The sequence below is a fragment of the Roseimarinus sediminis genome (assembly GCF_050433125.1).
In the GTDB taxonomy this organism is placed as follows: domain Bacteria; phylum Bacteroidota; class Bacteroidia; order Bacteroidales; family Prolixibacteraceae; genus Roseimarinus; species Roseimarinus sediminis.
Window position 1 is genome coordinate 292,568 of the sequence record NZ_JBNPXV010000005.1, and the last position, 18,239, is coordinate 310,806.

Here is an 18,239-nt window from a genome sequence, read left to right on the forward strand (position 1 = left end):
TCTAACTGTTTAATTTGTCAAGTACACCAATGATTCGTTCCAAATCGTTGGCTGAGTTAAAAGGTATAACGATTTGTCCCTTTCCCTTATTGTTGATTTTAAAGTCAACATTGGAGTCAAAGTGTTTCGACAGGTGTTTTTTAAGTTCTTCGAATTCGCTGGGATATTTGGGAACCGGTTTCTTTTCCGGCTTTTTCTCATCCTGCTCTTCATCGTTTAGTTTACGAACGATTTCTTCAATTTTACGCACCGAGAAATCGTAGCTTACTACTTGTTTGTAAAGCATGATTTGCGTATCGGGATCCTTAACGTTGATAATGGCTCTGGCGTGTCCCATCGAAATTTCACGATCCCTAATGGCTTTTTGTATAATGGCCGGGAGCTTAAGCAATCTGAGATAATTCGATATCGTGGATCGTTTTTTTCCCACCCGGTCGCTGAGTATTTCCTGCGTGAGCTGACATTCGTCGATCAGTCGCTGATAACTCAGGGCTACCTCAATGGCATCGAGGTCTTCGCGCTGAATGTTTTCAACCAGCGCCAGCTCGAGCATGTTGTTATCGTCCGATTCGCGGATGTAGGCAGGAACCTTGTCCTTTCCGGCCAGTTTGGACGCCCTGAACCGCCGTTCACCGGCAATAATCTGGTACTTGTTTTCACCCGTTTTACGTAAGGTAAGTGGTTGAATAATACCAACTTCTTTGATAGAGCGTGCTAGTTCGTTCAGTGCATCCTGATCGAAAGTGGTACGTGGTTGCCAAGGATTGGCTTCTATTTCACTTATTTTTATTTCATCGATCGCAGCGGCAGGGTTTTGTACCTCATCGGCATCGTTGATTAACGCGCCCAACCCTCGTCCTAATGCATTTCTTTTCGCCATGTTTTTACTGCTTTTACCAAACTAATTAATTGCTTGAAATGGTCATGTTTTTATCGATCAGCTCCTTTGCCAGACTCAGGTGGTTGACAGCTCCTTTTGACGATGCATCGTACAAAAGTGCAGGTTTTCCATAACTGGGCGCCTCGCTGAGCCTGATGTTACGCTGAATTACGGTGTTGAAAACCATCTCCTGAAAGTGCCTTTTTACTTCTTCATATACCTGATTCGACAGGTTTAAACGCGAATCGTACATGGTTAAAAGGAAGCCTTCAATCTGGAGCTCAGGGTTCAGGCGGTTCTGAATGATTTTTATGGTGTTGAGCAATTTGCCCAGCCCTTCGAGTGCAAAATATTCGCATTGAACCGGTATAATTACCGAATCGGCAGCTGTTAACGCATTTACTGTAATCAATCCCAGCGATGGCGAGCAATCGATCAGAATGAAATCATACTTCTTTTTAAGCTCTTCGGTTACCAATTTCAGAATTTTTTCCCGGTCGGGCATGTTGAGCATTTCAATTTCGGCACCTACCAGGTCGATGTGCGAAGGCATCAAATCGAGCCCTTCAATTTCTGTTTTTAAAATGGCTGTTTCAGGATCGACACGATCAATGATACATTCATAAATACTGTTATCGATTGTTTTTAGATCGAATCCCAATCCTGAGGTGGCATTGGCCTGTGGGTCAGCATCAATCAGCAGTACTTTTTTTTCGAGTACCGCCAGACTGGCCGATAAATTAATGGCTGTAGTTGTTTTGCCTACTCCACCTTTCTGGTTAGCTAATGCTATAACTTTACCCATATTTATTGTAATTTTAGTATCCCAAAAATAATATTTTAAGTCAGAACCCCATCATCGTGCAAAGGCCTTTGTCGGTATTATTTGAAAGGCAGTACGCATCAGGCTTTTGCACTTGCCTGTTTTATACTGTTTAATAGGGGTCAACATCGATGTTGACCTGCACCTGTGAGTTGTTTTCGTAATGTTTCACTTTTTCTACAGCTTCTACAATGTATTTTTTTACTATTGCAGGTGACTGATTTTTATTGAGTTTGATCCTGATCATTAACTGATAATATTGTTGTACTCTGCTAATCAAATGGTATTCGGGACCCAACAGCTGATTTCCTAATTTCTTTCTTAGTAACTCAGCCACTTGATGGGCTGCTCTATTGGCCCGATCGCGGTTTTTGTGTTTTATGGTCAGGTAAATTAATCGGAACCAGGGTGGGTAATGAAACATTTTTCGTTCCTGAATGTATAGATTGAAAAAAGTTTCAAAATCGTGCTTTTGTACCAGCTCAATGACTTTATGTTCGGCTTGTGATGTTTGAATGATCACTTTTCCCTGTTCTGCTTTTCTTCCCGCGCGTCCGCTTACCTGTAACATCAGTTGAAATGCTTTTTCATACGATCTGAAATCGGGAAAATTGAGCAGGTTGTCGGCATTAAGTATGCCCACCACATGAACATGTTCAAAATCGAGACCTTTGGTAATCATTTGTGTGCCCACCAGTATTTGAGTCTTTTGCATCGCGAAATCGTTGATCGCCTTTTCAAAACCCTGTTTCTTACGGGTAGCATCCAAATCGAGCCGACTCACTTTTATTTCAGGAAAAAATATTTTCAGTTCATCTTCAATCTTTTCAGTTCCAAATCCTTTGGTCTGCATATCGGCCGAATGGCATTCGGGACATTGGGCAGGTAAGGCGCTGGTATAACCACAGTAGTGACACTGTAACCTGTTGATGAATTTGTGGTAGCTTAAACTAACATCGCAGTGTTTGCATTTGGGAATAAAACCACAAGTACGACATTGAATAAAAGGGGAGAAGCCTCGTCTGTTTTGAAACAGGATAATTTGTTTGTTGTTTTCGAGTGCCCTGGTCATTTCATCGAACAGTTGTGGCGTGAAATGCGATTTCATCAGCTTGCGCTTGTAGGCATCGCGCATATCGGCTACTTCAATTTCGGGTAGCTGTACATCGTTATGCCGCTGTTTCAGCTGTACATAGCCATATTTGCCGGTTTTACTGTTGAAATACGATTCGAACGAAGGGGTGGCTGTTCCCATCAGTAGTTTGGCGCCGTGCATTTGTGCCAGCACTACGGCCGTGTCGCGGGCATTGTAGCGTGGGGCCGGATCGAATTGCTTGAACGATGTTTCGTGTTCTTCGTCAACAATAACGAGCCCCAGTTTCTTAAATGGAAGAAATATCGAAGAGCGTGCTCCCACAATGAGCTGGTAACGCGATGAACCCGAGCGGTCGAATTCGAGCACCTTGTTCCATATTTCAACCCTCTCGGCATCGCTGAATTTTGAATGGTAAATACCAGCCACCTGTCCGAATACCTTGCTAAGTCGCTCAATAATTTGTGCAGTTAACGCAATCTCGGGCAAAAGATACAAAACCTGTTTTCCGGCTTTGAGCTGCTCGGCAATCATTTGGATGTACATCTCCGTTTTTCCGCTGGAAGTAACTCCATGCAACAGTACTACATCCTTTTCTCTGAACTGAGCATAGATTTCGTTGATGGCCTTTTGCTGGTAAGGATTTAGCTGATAGGCTTCACGCGATGGTACAGCCGATGAAAGCCGATCGGTTTCCACCTCGCTGATTGTAACAAAATTGCGTTTTACAAGGGCTTTCAGTACTCCTTCGTTGCTCCCGCTTTTCTTCAACAATTCTTTTTTCGAAACCGATGACTTACGCTTTGGAGCATAGTAATTCAATTCGCTGAGAAGGAACATCAGTAAATCGAGCTGTTTCTGAGCTCTTTTCAATTGAGCAAAAGCTTCTTCCATGGCCTTGTCATCACTCAAGGTTTCCGATATTCCAACATGACTCACGGTTTTGGGTTGATAGCCCAGGCGCAATTTTTCTTCAACAATGATGGCTCCCTTGTTCAATAACGATTTTATAAGCGGATAGGCATTCGAGCGGCTGGTGAGCGAATTTACCTGTTGTATGCTTGCGTGCTTGTTGTTGTATAGGAACTGATAAACAGCTTCTTCGGTGGAGCTTAGTTTTTCACTTTCAAGCCAGTTTTCATTCAGAATAATTTGTGACTGGCTTTCGAGTTTTAAGCCAGCCGGAAGCGCAGCTTTCATCACCTCGCCGGTGCTGCATAAATAATAATCGGCCATCCATTCCCATAAACGAAACATCCATTCGTTAATTACCGGTTGATTGTCGAGTACCACTTCAAGCGGTTTGGTTTCGTATTCGGGGGCTGACTGGTGGATACTTTTGCAAATGCCGGTATAAAACTTACGGTTCCCAAACTGTACCACAACGCGGCATCCCACCTGTACCTCCTTCTGAAAGCGATCGGGTACATGGTAGGTAAAACTCTGTGCGAGTGGCACGGGCAAAATCACATCGATATAAGTTAAAGGCTTTTCCACAAGAGTTCAAAAATAGTTGTTCCGCTTCGAAGTTCGCGGAACAAAGGCTTTAACTTATTCACAAAATGGGCACTTTGTTGAAAACTATTTCCTGCCCGAGCGCACAACAATCACTGCACCGGCAATGAACAAAAGGGCTCCAAGCCATACCAGTACTCCGAAACGTTCGTGTTCAATCCAGGGCACATTGAAACCTGTTAGCAAAGCCATGGTTATGAAGGTGATGATGGGGTTATTGATGACGATGGTACTCACCTTGTTGGCATCGAGGTATTTTAAAGCGGCGGTCATGGCGCCATAAGCTACCAGTGTGTTTCCACCCAGAAAGATTAATAGCAGCCACCAGCCGGTACTCAGTGAAGCCAGGTTGCTGAAATTCACTGTTGGAAGGTAAAGCAGTGCCGGGAGGGCAAACAGAAACATGTTCAATTGCTGGGGATGGTATTTCTTTACAAGGTATTTTTGCATCACCGCATAAATGGCCCAGGCAACACCACCCATTAAGGTGAATAGCACTCCTTTGTTAAAATTATCGGGGGTGAAAAACATTCCTTTTAGTTGCTGACTGTAGAAGAGGGCAAAGCCAATGATGACGATGCCAAAGCCCCAAAGCTGGATCCGCCTCACTTTCTCCTTGAATAATAATACCCCTGCAACAGCCAGTAAAATCTGACCAACCTGAATAAGTACCTGTGCATTGCTGGGACTGGTGTATTTGACTCCCAGCATAAAACCAATGTAGTTAATGCCAATAGCAATGGATGCAACTACCAGTTTCCAGGGAGGATGAATGAGTATGCTGAGTTTTTTGGGTGAGCTGATACTGAAATAAACGAGCAATACCACAAAGGCCATGGCAAACCGGAACCATACAATGGTGAAAGGCTCGATGGCTCTTGATGCCACTTTTAGTGCAATGGCCAGAAAACCCCATAAAAGAGTAGTCGTCAGTGCATATAGAATTCCTTTGGTCGTATTGTCCATTTCGAATTAAAAAATTTGATTTAGTGACTTCCAGCCACCATGAGTAAAACACCACCAATGATGCCTGCCAAATATATACCTTTCTTTTTGACATTTTTCTCTTTGAACACCAAAGCTCCAAAAATGAATGAAACGACGACACCGCTTCGTCTGATACCCGAAAGTATCGCAATCAATGCATCGGGGTAACTCAGGGCATAAAAGTAAAAGAAATCGGTAAGAATGAGGAAAATGCCAATGAGCGGAATACCCCAGCGCCACTGAAAAGGAGTTGTTTTTTTCCGCCGGGGGTACCATAAAAAGGCAAATATGGGCAACATAATAATCAGCTTGTACAAGCCGGCCCAGGTTTGTACTGCCAACCGGTCGATTTCGCGAATAATGAATTTGTCGTAGAGCGCGCTGGCCGATCCCAGCAAAGTTGCTGCAATAATCAGCCAGATCCACTTATTCTTTCCGAAATGAATTCCCTCAAGTTTTCCCATGGTAGAGAAAAGATAAAAGAAGGTGAGGGTGATGAGCAGCCCGGCCCATTGCATGCCGTTTAGTTTTTCTGAAAAAATAAGCAGGGCCCCGAGCAAGGTCCATATTGGTGCAGTGGCCCTTACCGGCGTGACAATGGTGAGTGGCAAGTGTTTGATGGCAAAGAAAGCCAGGATCCAGCTTGATAAAACGATGAACGATTTTAGAACAATTAACAGATGTTCGCTCATTGTTAAACTTGGTACATAGAGCTGGAGCCCCTGAAAAAAACCGGGATGAATTTGTGAACCGACTACCACCGGAAGGTATATCAGCGAACTGGTAAGCACCGAGATAAAAAGAACCGGAATTACCGCATTGTTATTCAGCGATGTTTTTTTGAAAATATCATAAATGCCAAGAAAAAGAGCTGCCACAACGCCCAGTAATGCCCACATAAATGCCGAATTAATTTAAGCCAGCGAAAATAGATGTTTTTTTATTCATCGAATGCTGAATACAGGTCACGAAGAAAATGTTAATGATTTATTCAACGTGAACAATGGATAAGCCTGGACATGAAGTTTTGCACTTGAACGACGCTGCTGTCAGGCTTCCATTTCCTTCAGCACTTTTTCCACTTCATTCTGCGTGGCAAACAATTGATCTTTGCAGAATTTTAAAAGGGTAGAAACGCGTTTTACCTTCACTGCCAGCTCATCCACATCGAGCTCGTCGTTTTCGATGCTGGCCAGTATGCTTTCGATTTCATCAATCGCTTCGCGGTAGCTTTGTTTTTTTGTTGCCATAGCCTGTATTTTTTATTGTTTGTTGTTCTTTGTTTTGCCTTGTACTTCAGAATAAATTTTACCATCGAATAAAATGGTTTCGATCAAATCGCCCTCATTTAGTACATTGGATGCCCTGATTGATTTTCCGTCTTTCAAGGTGATGCTAAAACCCCTTTTGAGGATGTTTGAGGGATCGATCAATTGTTTGTTCTTTTCCATCCATTCGAGCCGCTTGGTTTCTTTTTCCATTTTATTTATTGAAAGCCGTTTCAGTTGAATTTGTTTTTCTTCGAGCAGCTGGTTTTCACGACTTGTTTTTAATTTACTGGCATAAGCCATGCCTGATGAAAGTTGTTGCAGTGCAACAGCATGTTCTTTGATCATGGCACGTGTTCCGGTTTTTGTATGATCGGCCAGCTGCAGCAGTTTAAACTGTTGTTGGTCAATCACATCGTTAACCAGCGGTTTAACAGTGCCCGCCATTTGCTGCAGTTTGCCTGCGGTTCGTTCGAGGCGTGAGCGGATCAAAGGTCGAAAGAGCTGAAGTGCATGTGTCAGTCGCTGGCTTTCGTAGTTCATAAGTTGTTCTACTTCGGAAAAGAAGCGCTGTTGCAACTGATCGATGGTTCCTGCTGCCCTGTCGAATTTTTCTATCAGAAATTCAGCAACAGCAGTGGGTGTTTTCAGTCGGGTATGGGCTACCATGTCGGCAATCGACTCATCCTTCTCGTGCCCGATACCGGTTAAAACCGGAATGGGAAACTGGGAGAGATGAAATGCCAGGTCGTAATCGTCGAAACAGCTTAAATCCATTTGAGAGCCACCACCACGAATTAAAACCACAGCATCGAAAAAATCGGCATAGACATATATATTTTCGAGCGCATCGATAATGGAAGGCACAGCATCGTTGCCCTGCATGCTTGCAGCAAAAAGCCGGGTGTAAAAGCGGTATCCTGCCTGGTTGTTGTTGAGCTGGTTGATAAAATCTTCATACCCGGCTGCTGTAGGCGATGAAATCACCGCAATGCGCGAAGGGATTTCGGCCAAGGGCAGGTCTTTGTTCATTTCAAAAACCCCTTCCTCCATCAGGCGGTTAATTACCTCCTGCCTTTTGCGGGCCATATCGCCCAGGGTGTAAGCCGGATCGATGTCCTTCACATTCAGGCTCATTCCATATACTTCGTGAAATTCGACCGAGACAGCCAGCAATACTTTTATTCCGGCCGATAGTGCTTTTCCTGTGCTGGCTTCAAAATAGGGCTGAATAAAGCGGTACTGCCACGACCAGATGGTGGCCCTGCTGCGTGCTACAATCTGGTCGTTCAGTTCATCTTTCTCAACCAGTTCGAGATAACAGTGGCCTGTGCGGTTTACCTTGAGTTCACCAATTTCGGCTATCACCCATAACTGTTCAGGAAAAGAAAGGCTGAGCGTCTCCTTTACCAACAGGTTAAGATCTTTGAGTGTGATTTGTGTTTCCAACTTAGCGTTTTATCAGTTTGAACCTTTGGCTTGTGTTTTTGCTTTTTAAAATTGCAAAATACACACCTTTGGGCAAATCTGACAACGATTGTGAAGAAATTTCCTGACTGTTTAACGAAAGCTCCAATTGCAGTAGTTTTGTACCACTCAATGAGAAAAACTTAAGCGTTTCCCATTCTTTCGTAAAGTGAATAAAAAGTTGCTGATCGAAAGGATTGGGATAAAGTACTTTATTGTATTCAACCGTTGAAGCGATGGAATTGGTACCGAACAGTGCTGAAAAATCGGGCAGTCCATAGCCCAGTTTCAGATCATGCTGAGGATACAAATTTCCGAGTTCGCGTATGGTTTGCATAATTTCGAATGAATTTTTTTCGGGAAAGGCTGCCAGCATACAGGCTGCCATGCCTGCTATAATAGGAGAGGAAAAAGAAGTTCCGTTTCCATTTACAATTTCTTCACTATAAGGCGATGCATAGGCTACACCCGCTCCCATGGCTGAAATATCGGGTTTGGGCAGTGCATTTTCAGTATCAAAACCAGGCGATGAAAAATGAACCGTATCACCCTGACTGTTTACGGCTCCAACTGCCAGCACGTGCTCGGCTTCGGCTGGTGCTGTAATGTGTCCCCATTCATCATTTCCCGAATTACCGGCACTCGAAACCACCACCATCCCTTTTTGTACAGCCAGGTTGGCAGCTTTAGAAATGCGCAAGGTTTTGCCATCGTATTGTTGATAGCTGTGATTCATATCGGGTACGTCGAAAACACTATAGCCAAGCGAGGTATTTATGACATCGCAGCCAACACTGTCGGCAAATTCGGCTGCAACAATCCAGTAATCTTCTTCAACAGGAAATTCGCTTGGCGCATCTTCACTGCGCAAAAGCCAGTAGGAAGCATGGGGTGCAGCACCAATAAGTTTTCCCGGCAAGTTTCCGGCCATGATTGAAAGAACGGCTGTGCCATGCGAATGTTCTTCAAATACATTGTTCCCGGGCTTTACAAAATCGTAGGTTCCCAATATGCCATTGCGGGCGTACAGTGAGTCGAAAGCAACCATTTGATCTGCCTTCAGAAAACCTGCATCAATAACCGCAATATGTACTCCTTCTCCTTTCGAAACCTTATGCAAGGCATCGCCTTTAAGCATGTTGATTTGACGGTAAGCACTTCCATAATAGGCCATGCTGGTACTGTCGTCTTCCAACTTATTTGAGGCACTCTTCAGTGCACTGCTTTTCGTGAGTTGGATAAAATTTACAAACGAGGGTTGAATGATGGAATCGATGGTCAGGCTTTCATCGAGGCTTGCTATGGCGCCATTCATCCATCTGCTGGTATGAATGACGTTAAATCCCAATTGTTTTATTGAATCGACATAGGTCTTGTTTACAGGAAAATCGCTTGAGTCGATGGCTATTCCCTGACGCCGTCGCCTTTCGATGGCACGTTCCGACAGATAGGCTTCCGGCTCACTAAGCACATAAGGGCTATTCAGCTTATCGCTGAACTGAATCCAGTAAGTATTTTGATATGAACTCCCAAAAACTGTGTTCCCCAATGCACATAATACGAAAATAAAGATAAGTAGCTTCATATACTGTACAATGGCCAAAGTTAATGATTTCGCAGTGAGAAAGTCAAGGGTCAGCGGCAAATAATACCGCCACCCACAACATCACGTCCTTCAAAGAATACAGCCGACTGACCGGGAGTAATGGCCCAGGCGCTTTCGTAAAATTCAACTTTCAGCCGGTCACCGTGCTGCGAAATACGACTAAGCGTACCTTTGTTATTGTAGCGAATCTTGGTAATTACCTCGAGTTCTCCTTCTATTTTATCATATTTCATGAGGTTCACATTGTCGACCCACAATTCCTTTTTATTGAGTTCTTCACGATCACCCAGCGTAATTGTGTTGGTTTCAGCATCAATGTCGATCACATAAACCGGACGTCCAAGAGCTATTTCAAGCCCTTTGCGCTGGCCAATGGTATAAAAAGGATAGCCCTTGTGCCGGCCAAGTATTTTTCCCGAAGTGTCTACATAATTTCCTTCGCCTACTTTTTCGGCAATATCGGGTACGCGTTCTTTGATAAAACGACGGTAATCGTTATCAGGAATAAAGCAGATTTCCTGGCTTTCTCTCTTCTTTGAAATGCTCTCGTACCCATGATCGAATGCAATTTTTCGTACCTCCGGCTTATTGAATTGTCCCAGGGGGAAAAGCGTTCTTTTAAGATCGGTCTGGCTGAGTTGCCACAAAAAATAGGTCTGATCCTTGTTGTCGTCATCCCCCTGAATAAGGTAATAACGACCATTTTGATTTCCTATTTGTGCATAATGCCCGGTCGCGATAAAGTCGCATTCAAGTTCGTCTGCTTTTCGGATTACCTCGCCCCATTTGATGGTACGGTTACATACAACACAGGGATTGGGCGTGCGACCTGCAAGGTATTCCCTCACAAAATCGCTGATAACCGTCTTGTCGAATTCCTTGCGGATATCGAGAACCGAATGATCGAATTTCAAATCGTTGGCAAGTGCCTTGGCTTCAAAAATGGCATCAACACTACAACATCCTGTTTGTTTTTCCATACAGGCAGGCGAAATGGCATCGTAAGGGCGATAGGTCAGTCCGTGTAACTCATAACCCTGCTCCTTCAACAACATGGCAGCAACCGAGCTGTCAATGCCTCCACTCATACATAATAGGACCTTTCCTTTCGACATAATTTTCTGTTCAAAATTTCAGGCCGCAAAGATAAGAAAAACAAATAAGACATTTAAGTCTTTATTTGTTATTTCTCCAAAAGTTTGTTGAGTATTAACCCCATTTATTGATTTTTGGTTGAAGATCGCTTAGCTCGGCAATTTTAACGGCCCGTTTTTCATCAATACTTTTACGGGCAGCAATGCCGATCAGTACGGCCATTGATCCATCTCGTCCATTGGAGGCATGATTCAGATTGGGTTGTGGTTCCTTTCCCCTGAGAATCTGATCCATCATAATGCTGTCGCCTCCCCAGTGACCACTTCTGACAAAAGGTAACTCCATCCGTTGGTGCTCTTCAAAATTCAGCTGGGTAATAATTTCATGATGTTTTAATTGAGCCCGGGTATGCGACGACTGGTCCATTTCTCGTTCGTAAATTGTGGATTGATCTTCCTGCGATGCTTCGAGCGAAGGAATGCCTTCCCAGGTTTCCATTCGTCCCTTCATGCCATTGAATGCCAGACGGAAGCCTTCAAAAGGAGAGTAGGTGGTAAGTGAATAACTCACCTGCACATTGTTGGCATATTTAATCTGAACAGCCATTTTATCGAAAATATCGATTTCTTCACGCCAAAGGCAATTGTCACGAATGTAGCCGTCGTGCTTTTCATGTTCAACATAAAGTTTCATCGATGTTTCGTCGCGGGTAATGTCCCAATAAAATTTGCATTTCTTTTGATGAGGACAGGTCATGCAGCGTTCTCCTCTGAATTCATTGTTCTTGCCATAATGCTCCAGATCGCCAAATGCATGTACCTCGACCGGATCGGATCCAATCCACCAGTTGAGCAGATCGAAGTGATGGGCTGATTTGTGTAAAAGCAGGGTGCCGCTTTTATCGCGTAAACCATGCCAGCGTCTGAAGTACGAGGCACCATGGTAGGTATTGAGGTACCAGTGAAAGTCGATGGAAGTAAGGTCTCCTACGGTTTTGTTTTCGAGTTGTTCTTTCAGGGTAGTAAAGATCTTTCCATAACGATAATTGAACCCCATAATGAGCTTTGCTTTTGATTGACGTTCAGCATCGATGATGGCCTGGCATTTAATCTCATCGGTAGTCATCGGTTTTTCGGTGGCCACATTGATATTGTTGTTCAGTGCTTTCACTATGAACTCATCGTGGGTTGAATCGACTGTTGTTACAAACAATAAATCGATGTCGGCCTTGCTGAGCATTTCGTCGAAGCTGGTAAATATCGGGCAATCAACGCCAATAAACGAACGTGCGTATTCAAGCCGCCCGGGATTGATATCGCACAAAGCTGAAAATTCGGCTACATCACTGTAGTTATCGACTACAAATTTTCCCCAGTATTTGATCGCCCTGATTCCTGTGCCAACGATGGCCAGTTTCAACTTTTTTCCCTGCGCGTTGTTGATCATCATTGCAGCGCTGCTGTTACTAAGTAACATACCTGCTGCGACTGTGCCGGTGGTAGCTAAAAACCGGCGTCGGTTGGTGCTGAAGCTCATTTTATTATTGTTTTAGGTTGCTATGCTTATCAGGTTTCAGCCTTAAATTTACCGATCATTTTACTGCTTCGCAACATGGCTGGCAATTTGTCTGTCTCTTTTAGACAAAAAGCAGCATCAAATTCCAATAACTTGTGCTTTATTTTGATGACGTTTGTATTAAAACATTGTGCATACCATCATGTTATTCCATCGAAATCGCTGCTTAATTGGTGGTAGTGCCTACTTTTAGTTACTTTTGCGACAAATTTTTAATTAATGGCAAGTTTCGAAGATTTTAAATTAACCAAATCGGTGATGAAAGGAGTTAATGAGATAGGTTTTATCCATCCAACTCCCATACAGGAACAGGCAATTCCGGCCATCAAGGCAGGACAGGATGTTTTAGGTATCGCACAAACCGGTACGGGTAAAACAGCGGCCTACATTTTACCCATACTTACTAAACTGGTGAAAGCCGAAGGTGAAGATCCGAGGGCTGTGATTCTGGTTCCTACCAGGGAACTTTCAATACAGGTTGGTGAAGATCTGGCCGAACTGGCACAGTATACCAACATAAGGCATGCCGCAGTTTATGGGGGCGTAGGCTGGACCAAACACGCAGCCTTGCTCGATGAAGGAATCGATGTACTGGTGGCAACTCCGGGGCGTTTGCTCGATTTGTATCAGCACAATGTGCTTAGCCTGAAAAAAGTCAAAACGTTGGTAATTGACGAAGCCGACCGTATGCTCGATATGGGTTTCATGCCTCAGTTGCGAAATGTGTTCGACCGTTTACCTTCCAAACGTCAAAATCTGATGTTCTCAGCAACATTCTCGGGTAATATTGAAAAACTGACCGAAGAATTTCTGGCCTTTCCTCACCGTGTAGAGGTTGCGCCATCGGCAACTCCTGTCGAGCTGGTAAAACAGTATTGTTATCACGTACCCAATTTCCGCACAAAACTGAACTTAGTGGGGCATTTGTTGGCTGATGATGAGGAATTTCGAAAGGTGATCATCTTTTGTAAGACCAAAGTATCGGCCGAAGCGGTTTTCAAGGTAATTAAAAGAAAATCGGAAGGAGAGAAGCGTATTTTACATTCGAACAAGGGACAGAGTGCACGAATTAATGCCATTACTGCTTTTAAAAACGATGAAGTGCGTATACTTATTTCGACCGATGTGTCGGCGCGCGGGATCGATGCCAGCAAAGTAAGCCATGTAATCAACTATGATGTTCCCACCAATTACGATGATTATATTCACCGGATTGGACGTACTGCCCGCGCTGGCAACGATGGTGTAGCCATTACGCTGCTCGATCCGTCGGAAGAATGGCACTTTGCCAAAATTGAAAAGCTGATCAGGATGAACATTCCGGTATTGGAAATACCACAAGAAGTTACCGTGGTTGAAACCGAAAAAAACGATCGGCAGGCTCAATTACGCGAGATTGACCGTCAGCGTAAAATTGATGATCCCGAATACCAGGGAGCTTTTCATGAGAAAAAGCGCAAATTCACCCGTGAAGCGAAGGATTATACTGATAAGTTTGCACGTAAAAACCCACGCCAGAAAAGGAAAAAGAGGAAATAAAATTTCCCACTATAAAAGTAAAGAGTCAATGAGTCAATAAGTAAAAAGTCATTGACTCATTGGTATACAAAATAGAATGCTGTTGGATTGTGTATTGACTTATCAACTCCGTCACTTAGTCACTCAGCCTCTCTAATTCCCTTCTTCCATATCGAACTGCAGCTGAACCATTTTAATGGCTGTAACGGCTGCCTCGTCGCCCTTATTGCCCAGTTTGCCACCAGCGCGGTCGAGGGCCTGTTGTTCGTTGTCGGTGGTAAGTACGCCGAAAATTACAGGCAGACTGTAATTTATGTTCAGGCTGGTAGTGCCCTGGGTCACTCCCTGGCAAATGAAATCGAAGTGACGGGTTTCTCCCTGAATTACACATCCAAGCAGGATAATGGCATTCACGTCGGTGTATTCGGCCATGAACTGCCCACCCAGCGTAAGTTCAAATGTTCCGGGAACATGTTTAACAATGATGTTTTCTTCTTTGGCTCCGTGCCTGATAAGTGTGTCAACTGCCCCTTTGGCCAATGCTCCTGTGATGTCGTAATTCCACTCGGCTACTACAATGCCAAATTTCATTTCTTCGGCCGAAGGAACCGAATTCAAATCGTATGCCGATAAATCTTTAGTTGCCATAATTTCCTGTTTTGAAATGCAAGATAAACAAAAACGGGCTGACCTTAAAGGCGCCCGTTTGTATTTTTATCAATGTGCTTTTATTGTTTTAAACGAGCAATGCTCTTTTCAACATTAACAGTTTCGGTTCCGCTTGGGTATTCCTTCATGATTTTTTCATAGGTTGCCAAAGCTTTCTGGGTATCACCACTGGCCTCGTAGGCAAGCGCTAATTTATTCATAATGGCCGGAGAAGTGAAATCATTCTCATTTTTCTTCAGTGCCGATTGATAAGCTGATATGGCTTTTGAATATTGTTCCATTTCAACATAGGCATCCCCTTTGGCCGATTCGGTCATTGGTGCAAGTAGCATATCGTCGGTATCGAACTGATTCAGATAATCGATGGCAGTTTCATACTCGCCAAGATGCAGGTAAGCAATTCCTGTATAGTAACGCGACAGATTCGCAGCATCGGTGCCTCCGTAATTATCGATGATGTCGAGGAATCCAAGTGTTACACCATCGCCATTGATGGCCACGGCAAACGAATCGGTACTAAAATAATTTTGAGCAGCATACATTTGCTCCTGCGCTTCGAGGTTACGCGGAGCAACATAATACTTTTGATATCCGATTACTCCTAAAATTACTACGATTAAACCGCCAATCACATAAAGTACAAGGTTCAGGTGATTTTCGAGAAATTGTTCAGTTTTGGTCAACGCTTCTTCAACGTCTTTCAATCCATCTTCCTGATGATGCTTATTTTTTACCATGGTTAAAATCTGTTTTTTCAATTGCCCACAAAAATAATTTTTTTTGGTTTAAACCACTCATTTTGCCTGATAAATTTATCAAATAGCTGTAATGGCAATGAATACAGTAATTTAAGAAAGTGAAGTGAACATTCGTCTTAAAATTGCATCGAGAATGAAAGCCCGGCACTGCTTGTAAAGGAGTCGATCCATGGACTAACTATTAGCTGATATTGTTGGTGATGAATAGCATACATTACCCAATCGAAGGCCATAAGAAAAGCTCCCTGAAGGATGATTGCATTGCCGTAACCCGTCAGGCGATCGGCATGAAGTGCTTTGTTTCGGGCTATTTCCCTTAAAAGAAAACCGGTCATGATATAGGCTGCGTCGAGCCCTGCATTGAACAAATAGGCTTTTTGATAGCCATGAAGGGTGCTGAGCAGCTCACCTGCATTTGCAGCATCGCTTCCGCCAAAATATCCTGCTGCCGCAATGCCTAAATTGATCGTATTCCAGGCTGCTGTCATCTGCCAGAAATATTTTGACTTGCCCTGCATATTCAATGAAAGTACAGTACCTGCCAGCAAATTGGCTGCTCCCCAGCTTCCTAATACCAGCATGCCTTTTTTGTTCAGTTCGGAGAAATGTACATCGATTGAACTGAAGGTTTGATGTGCCTGTACCTGTGCGCTGACCGCAAACACGGTAAAAAGAAACAGAACCAGTAATAAGTGCTTTTTCAACATGCTAAAGAAACATTCCAATTGCTGTAGCTGTTCACTACTTTTGAAATTAAAGCTTAGCGAATTGTGATAATTTTAGCAATTTTGTCGGAAATTGAATTTTATGTATCTGAAATCACTTTCACTTCTCGATTATAAAAACATTGAACAGGCAGAGATCAATTTCAACCCCAGGCTCAATTGCTTTTTGGGTGACAATGGTGCAGGTAAAACCAACCTGCTCGATGCCATTTATTATCTCTCTTTTTGCAAAAGCTTTTTTAATGCGATGGATGTACAAAACATCAGGCACGAATGTGAAATGTTTATGGTGCAGGGGCGCTATTCGCGCGACGAGGACGAGGAGCTGATTTCAGCCGGATTTAAGCTGGGATATAAAAAACAGTTTAAGCGTAATCATAAGGTTTACAAGCGTCTGAGCGATCATATCGGCTTGTTTCCACTGGTAATGATTTCCCCTTCGGATAGTAATCTGATAAGCGGGAGCAGTGAAGAACGAAGAAAGTTTATGGATGGTGTTATTTCGCAGTTCGACCGTGCTTTTCTCGATGCACTGATGCGATACAACCGCACTTTATTACAACGTAACAACCTACTGAAACAGTTTGCCGAGCGTAAGCGTTTCGATGCAGATACCTTGTCGATTTACGACGAGCAGCTGGTTGAATACGGAAGTTATATCTATGAAAAGCGAAGCACTTTCATCAACGAAATCATTCCGGTTTTTCAACATTTTTATGAATATGTTTCAGGTGGAAAGGAAAAAGTGGCACTTACCTATCAATCATCTTTGCGTGAAGGCAATTTTCTGGAGCAGATTAGAAGTCAGCATCAGCGCGACCGCATGTTACAGCATACCAGTGTAGGCATTCATCGCGATGATCTTCAGCTCGATTTGGGAGCCCATCCGATAAGAAAACTGGGGTCGCAGGGGCAAACGAAAACCTATCTGCTGGCCTTGAAATTTGCCCAGTTTGAATACCTCAAAAATGCGAGCGGGATCAAACCCATTCTCTTGCTTGACGATATTTTTGATAAGCTGGATGCCGGAAGGGTAGGGCAAATTATCAGGCTGGTATCTGAAGAACAGTTTGGACAGATATTTATTACCGATACCAACCGTGAGCATCTCGAAGGAATACTCAATAAAATGGATACTTCAAACAGTATTTTTAAAATAGAACAGGGAAAAGTTGTCAACCGATGAGAAGAAAAGAAACCCAGAATATCAGCGACATCCTAAAACAGGTAGTGAAGGAATCGAGTTATGAAAAGAAACTACGTGAAACCAAATTAATTGCAAACTGGGAAAAAGTGCTGGGAAAAGGAATTGCACAATCGACCTCCAGAATTTACATTCTGAACAAAACCCTGTTTGTACACATCAGCTCTCCCGTTGTTCGCCATGAATTGTTTATGATGCGAACCCGCATACAGGAAGCACTTAACGAAAGTGTTGGATCAAAAATAATTGAGAATATTATATTCAGGTAAGCTTTATGACAACTCGTTTATTTTTTTCGGCTTTGTTTGTTTTCAATTTCCTTTCATTGGCACTTTTGGGCGGACAGCGAAGCAACAATTTAAAGGTTTTTGATTGGACCCTGGCTGGTCAGTTGCTATCACACGGCGAAGAGAAAAATAACTCAGCCGAACCCTTGTTGTTCTCAGAGGCGATCGTAAAAGGCAGGGTGCTTCAGGTCAGAATCGATGTTTCGGATGAGAATTTTGCAGCTGCAGTGCTGAATTTGTATTTCGAACCTGGTTTCTTTGCGGTGTATGTTAATGATGAATTGATTGAAAGTGAATTAAATGGAGATAACTTTCATGCAGATATTAGCCGTTTTGCTGACGCTGGTACCATCCTCTTGCAATTGCAGGTAAAAAAGGAGCTTGATGCTTCAATGCTGAAGCGTTGGCTTACGCGATGGTCGGTCGATTTCCATACCGACGTGGTACTATGCCATGCAGTGCTGAGCGATGATTCTTTTTTGGGAGGCAAAATGCTGGAGCTTGTGGTTAAAAATTATGCAGCAACCGATGTCGACGGGAAGGTATATGCCCGGATCTACGATGCCGGGAGCTGGGAATTAATTGCCGAAAATAACAATTGTGCATTTTCTCGATCGGGAATCGACGCAAGCATCGAGATTAGCTTTCCCGAATTCCCGGAAAATTATTTAGGAAAGTTGGTTTTTGCCGAAATAGTAATGGTTGATAAAGACAAAAACGAAGAAGTAATCGATCAGCTCGATTTACCCCTTCGTTTCTGAATTTTATA

General features: G+C 43.4%; 17 protein-coding genes. 4 read left to right on the forward strand and 13 right to left on the reverse strand.

Features of this window, described 5'->3' with window-relative positions; all coding sequences use genetic code 11:
- Window position 1: 1 nt before the first annotated feature.
- From FHS86_RS08750 to FHS86_RS08795, 10 genes are all read right to left on the reverse strand, one after another.
- Window positions 2-880: a ParB/RepB/Spo0J family partition protein gene (locus FHS86_RS08750; RefSeq protein ID WP_429412625.1), complete on the reverse strand. Its 879-nt coding sequence runs from the start codon at window positions 878-880 to the stop codon at window positions 2-4.
- Between the two features lie 25 nt (window positions 881-905).
- Window positions 906-1,685: a ParA family protein gene (locus FHS86_RS08755; protein WP_429412626.1), complete on the reverse strand. Its 780-nt coding sequence runs from the start codon at window positions 1,683-1,685 to the stop codon at window positions 906-908.
- A 130-nt stretch (window positions 1,686-1,815) separates the two neighbouring features.
- Window positions 1,816-4,293: a replication restart helicase PriA gene (gene priA, locus FHS86_RS08760; protein WP_429412627.1), complete on the reverse strand. Its 2,478-nt coding sequence runs from the start codon at window positions 4,291-4,293 to the stop codon at window positions 1,816-1,818.
- An 84-nt stretch (window positions 4,294-4,377) separates the two neighbouring features.
- Window positions 4,378-5,277 (reverse strand): DMT family transporter, encoded by a 900-nt coding sequence (locus FHS86_RS08765; protein ID WP_429412628.1) that lies wholly within the window; start codon window positions 5,275-5,277, stop codon window positions 4,378-4,380.
- A 20-nt stretch (window positions 5,278-5,297) separates the two neighbouring features.
- The gene (locus tag FHS86_RS08770) at window positions 5,298-6,197 is read right to left on the reverse strand and encodes an EamA family transporter (protein WP_429412629.1); all 900 of its coding nucleotides are present in this window, start codon (window positions 6,195-6,197) and stop codon (window positions 5,298-5,300) included.
- A 150-nt stretch (window positions 6,198-6,347) separates the two neighbouring features.
- Window positions 6,348-6,548 carry an exodeoxyribonuclease VII small subunit gene (gene xseB / locus FHS86_RS08775; protein WP_429412630.1) on the reverse strand — a complete coding sequence of 67 codons (201 nt, stop codon included), beginning with the start codon at window positions 6,546-6,548 and terminating at the stop codon, window positions 6,348-6,350.
- A 12-nt stretch (window positions 6,549-6,560) separates the two neighbouring features.
- Window positions 6,561-8,015 (reverse strand): exodeoxyribonuclease VII large subunit, encoded by a 1,455-nt coding sequence (gene xseA / locus FHS86_RS08780; protein WP_429412631.1) that lies wholly within the window; start codon window positions 8,013-8,015, stop codon window positions 6,561-6,563.
- Between the two features lies 1 nt (window position 8,016).
- Window positions 8,017-9,618, reverse strand: coding sequence for a S8 family serine peptidase (locus tag FHS86_RS08785; RefSeq protein WP_429412632.1), 1,602 nt, complete (start codon window positions 9,616-9,618; stop codon window positions 8,017-8,019).
- 50 nt (window positions 9,619-9,668) lie between these two features.
- A complete protein-coding gene (gene mnmA / locus FHS86_RS08790) occupies window positions 9,669-10,754 on the reverse strand; it encodes a tRNA 2-thiouridine(34) synthase MnmA (RefSeq protein WP_429412633.1) in 1,086 nt (361 codons plus the stop codon).
- A gap of 94 nt (window positions 10,755-10,848) precedes the next feature.
- Window positions 10,849-12,270, reverse strand: coding sequence for a Gfo/Idh/MocA family protein (locus FHS86_RS08795; protein ID WP_429412634.1), 1,422 nt, complete (start codon window positions 12,268-12,270; stop codon window positions 10,849-10,851).
- Window positions 12,271-12,528: 258 nt separating this feature from the next.
- Between FHS86_RS08795 and FHS86_RS08800 the strand changes: the two genes are divergently transcribed.
- Entirely contained in the window at window positions 12,529-13,848 is a 1,320-nt protein-coding gene (locus FHS86_RS08800) for a DEAD/DEAH box helicase (protein ID WP_429412635.1), read from the forward strand.
- A gap of 132 nt (window positions 13,849-13,980) precedes the next feature.
- Here FHS86_RS08800 and ribH read toward each other — a convergent pair whose 3' ends face one another.
- From ribH to FHS86_RS08815, 3 genes are all read right to left on the reverse strand, one after another.
- Window positions 13,981-14,475 (reverse strand): 6,7-dimethyl-8-ribityllumazine synthase, encoded by a 495-nt coding sequence (ribH, locus tag FHS86_RS08805; protein WP_429412636.1) that lies wholly within the window; start codon window positions 14,473-14,475, stop codon window positions 13,981-13,983.
- A gap of 80 nt (window positions 14,476-14,555) precedes the next feature.
- Complete coding sequence (locus FHS86_RS08810; protein WP_429412637.1) at window positions 14,556-15,233, reverse strand: tetratricopeptide repeat protein; 678 nt, start codon at window positions 15,231-15,233, stop codon at window positions 14,556-14,558.
- Window positions 15,234-15,370: 137 nt separating this feature from the next.
- A complete protein-coding gene (locus FHS86_RS08815) occupies window positions 15,371-15,961 on the reverse strand; it encodes a DUF6992 family protein (protein ID WP_429412638.1) in 591 nt (196 codons plus the stop codon).
- 100 nt (window positions 15,962-16,061) lie between these two features.
- On the opposite strand from FHS86_RS08815, the gene recF reads away from it, so the two are divergent.
- From recF to FHS86_RS08830, 3 genes are read left to right on the forward strand one after another with little or no spacing between them, the layout of a single operon-like run.
- Window positions 16,062-17,165, forward strand: coding sequence for a DNA replication/repair protein RecF (gene recF / locus FHS86_RS08820; protein ID WP_429412639.1), 1,104 nt, complete (start codon window positions 16,062-16,064; stop codon window positions 17,163-17,165).
- Window positions 17,162-17,452, forward strand: a complete 291-nt coding sequence (locus FHS86_RS08825) for a DciA family protein (RefSeq protein WP_429412640.1) — start codon at window positions 17,162-17,164, stop codon at window positions 17,450-17,452. Before recF ends, FHS86_RS08825 begins: the two co-directional genes overlap by 4 nt.
- A gap of 5 nt (window positions 17,453-17,457) precedes the next feature.
- The gene (locus FHS86_RS08830; protein WP_429412641.1) at window positions 17,458-18,231 is read left to right on the forward strand and encodes a hypothetical protein; all 774 of its coding nucleotides are present in this window, start codon (window positions 17,458-17,460) and stop codon (window positions 18,229-18,231) included.
- Window positions 18,232-18,239 lie beyond the last annotated feature (8 nt).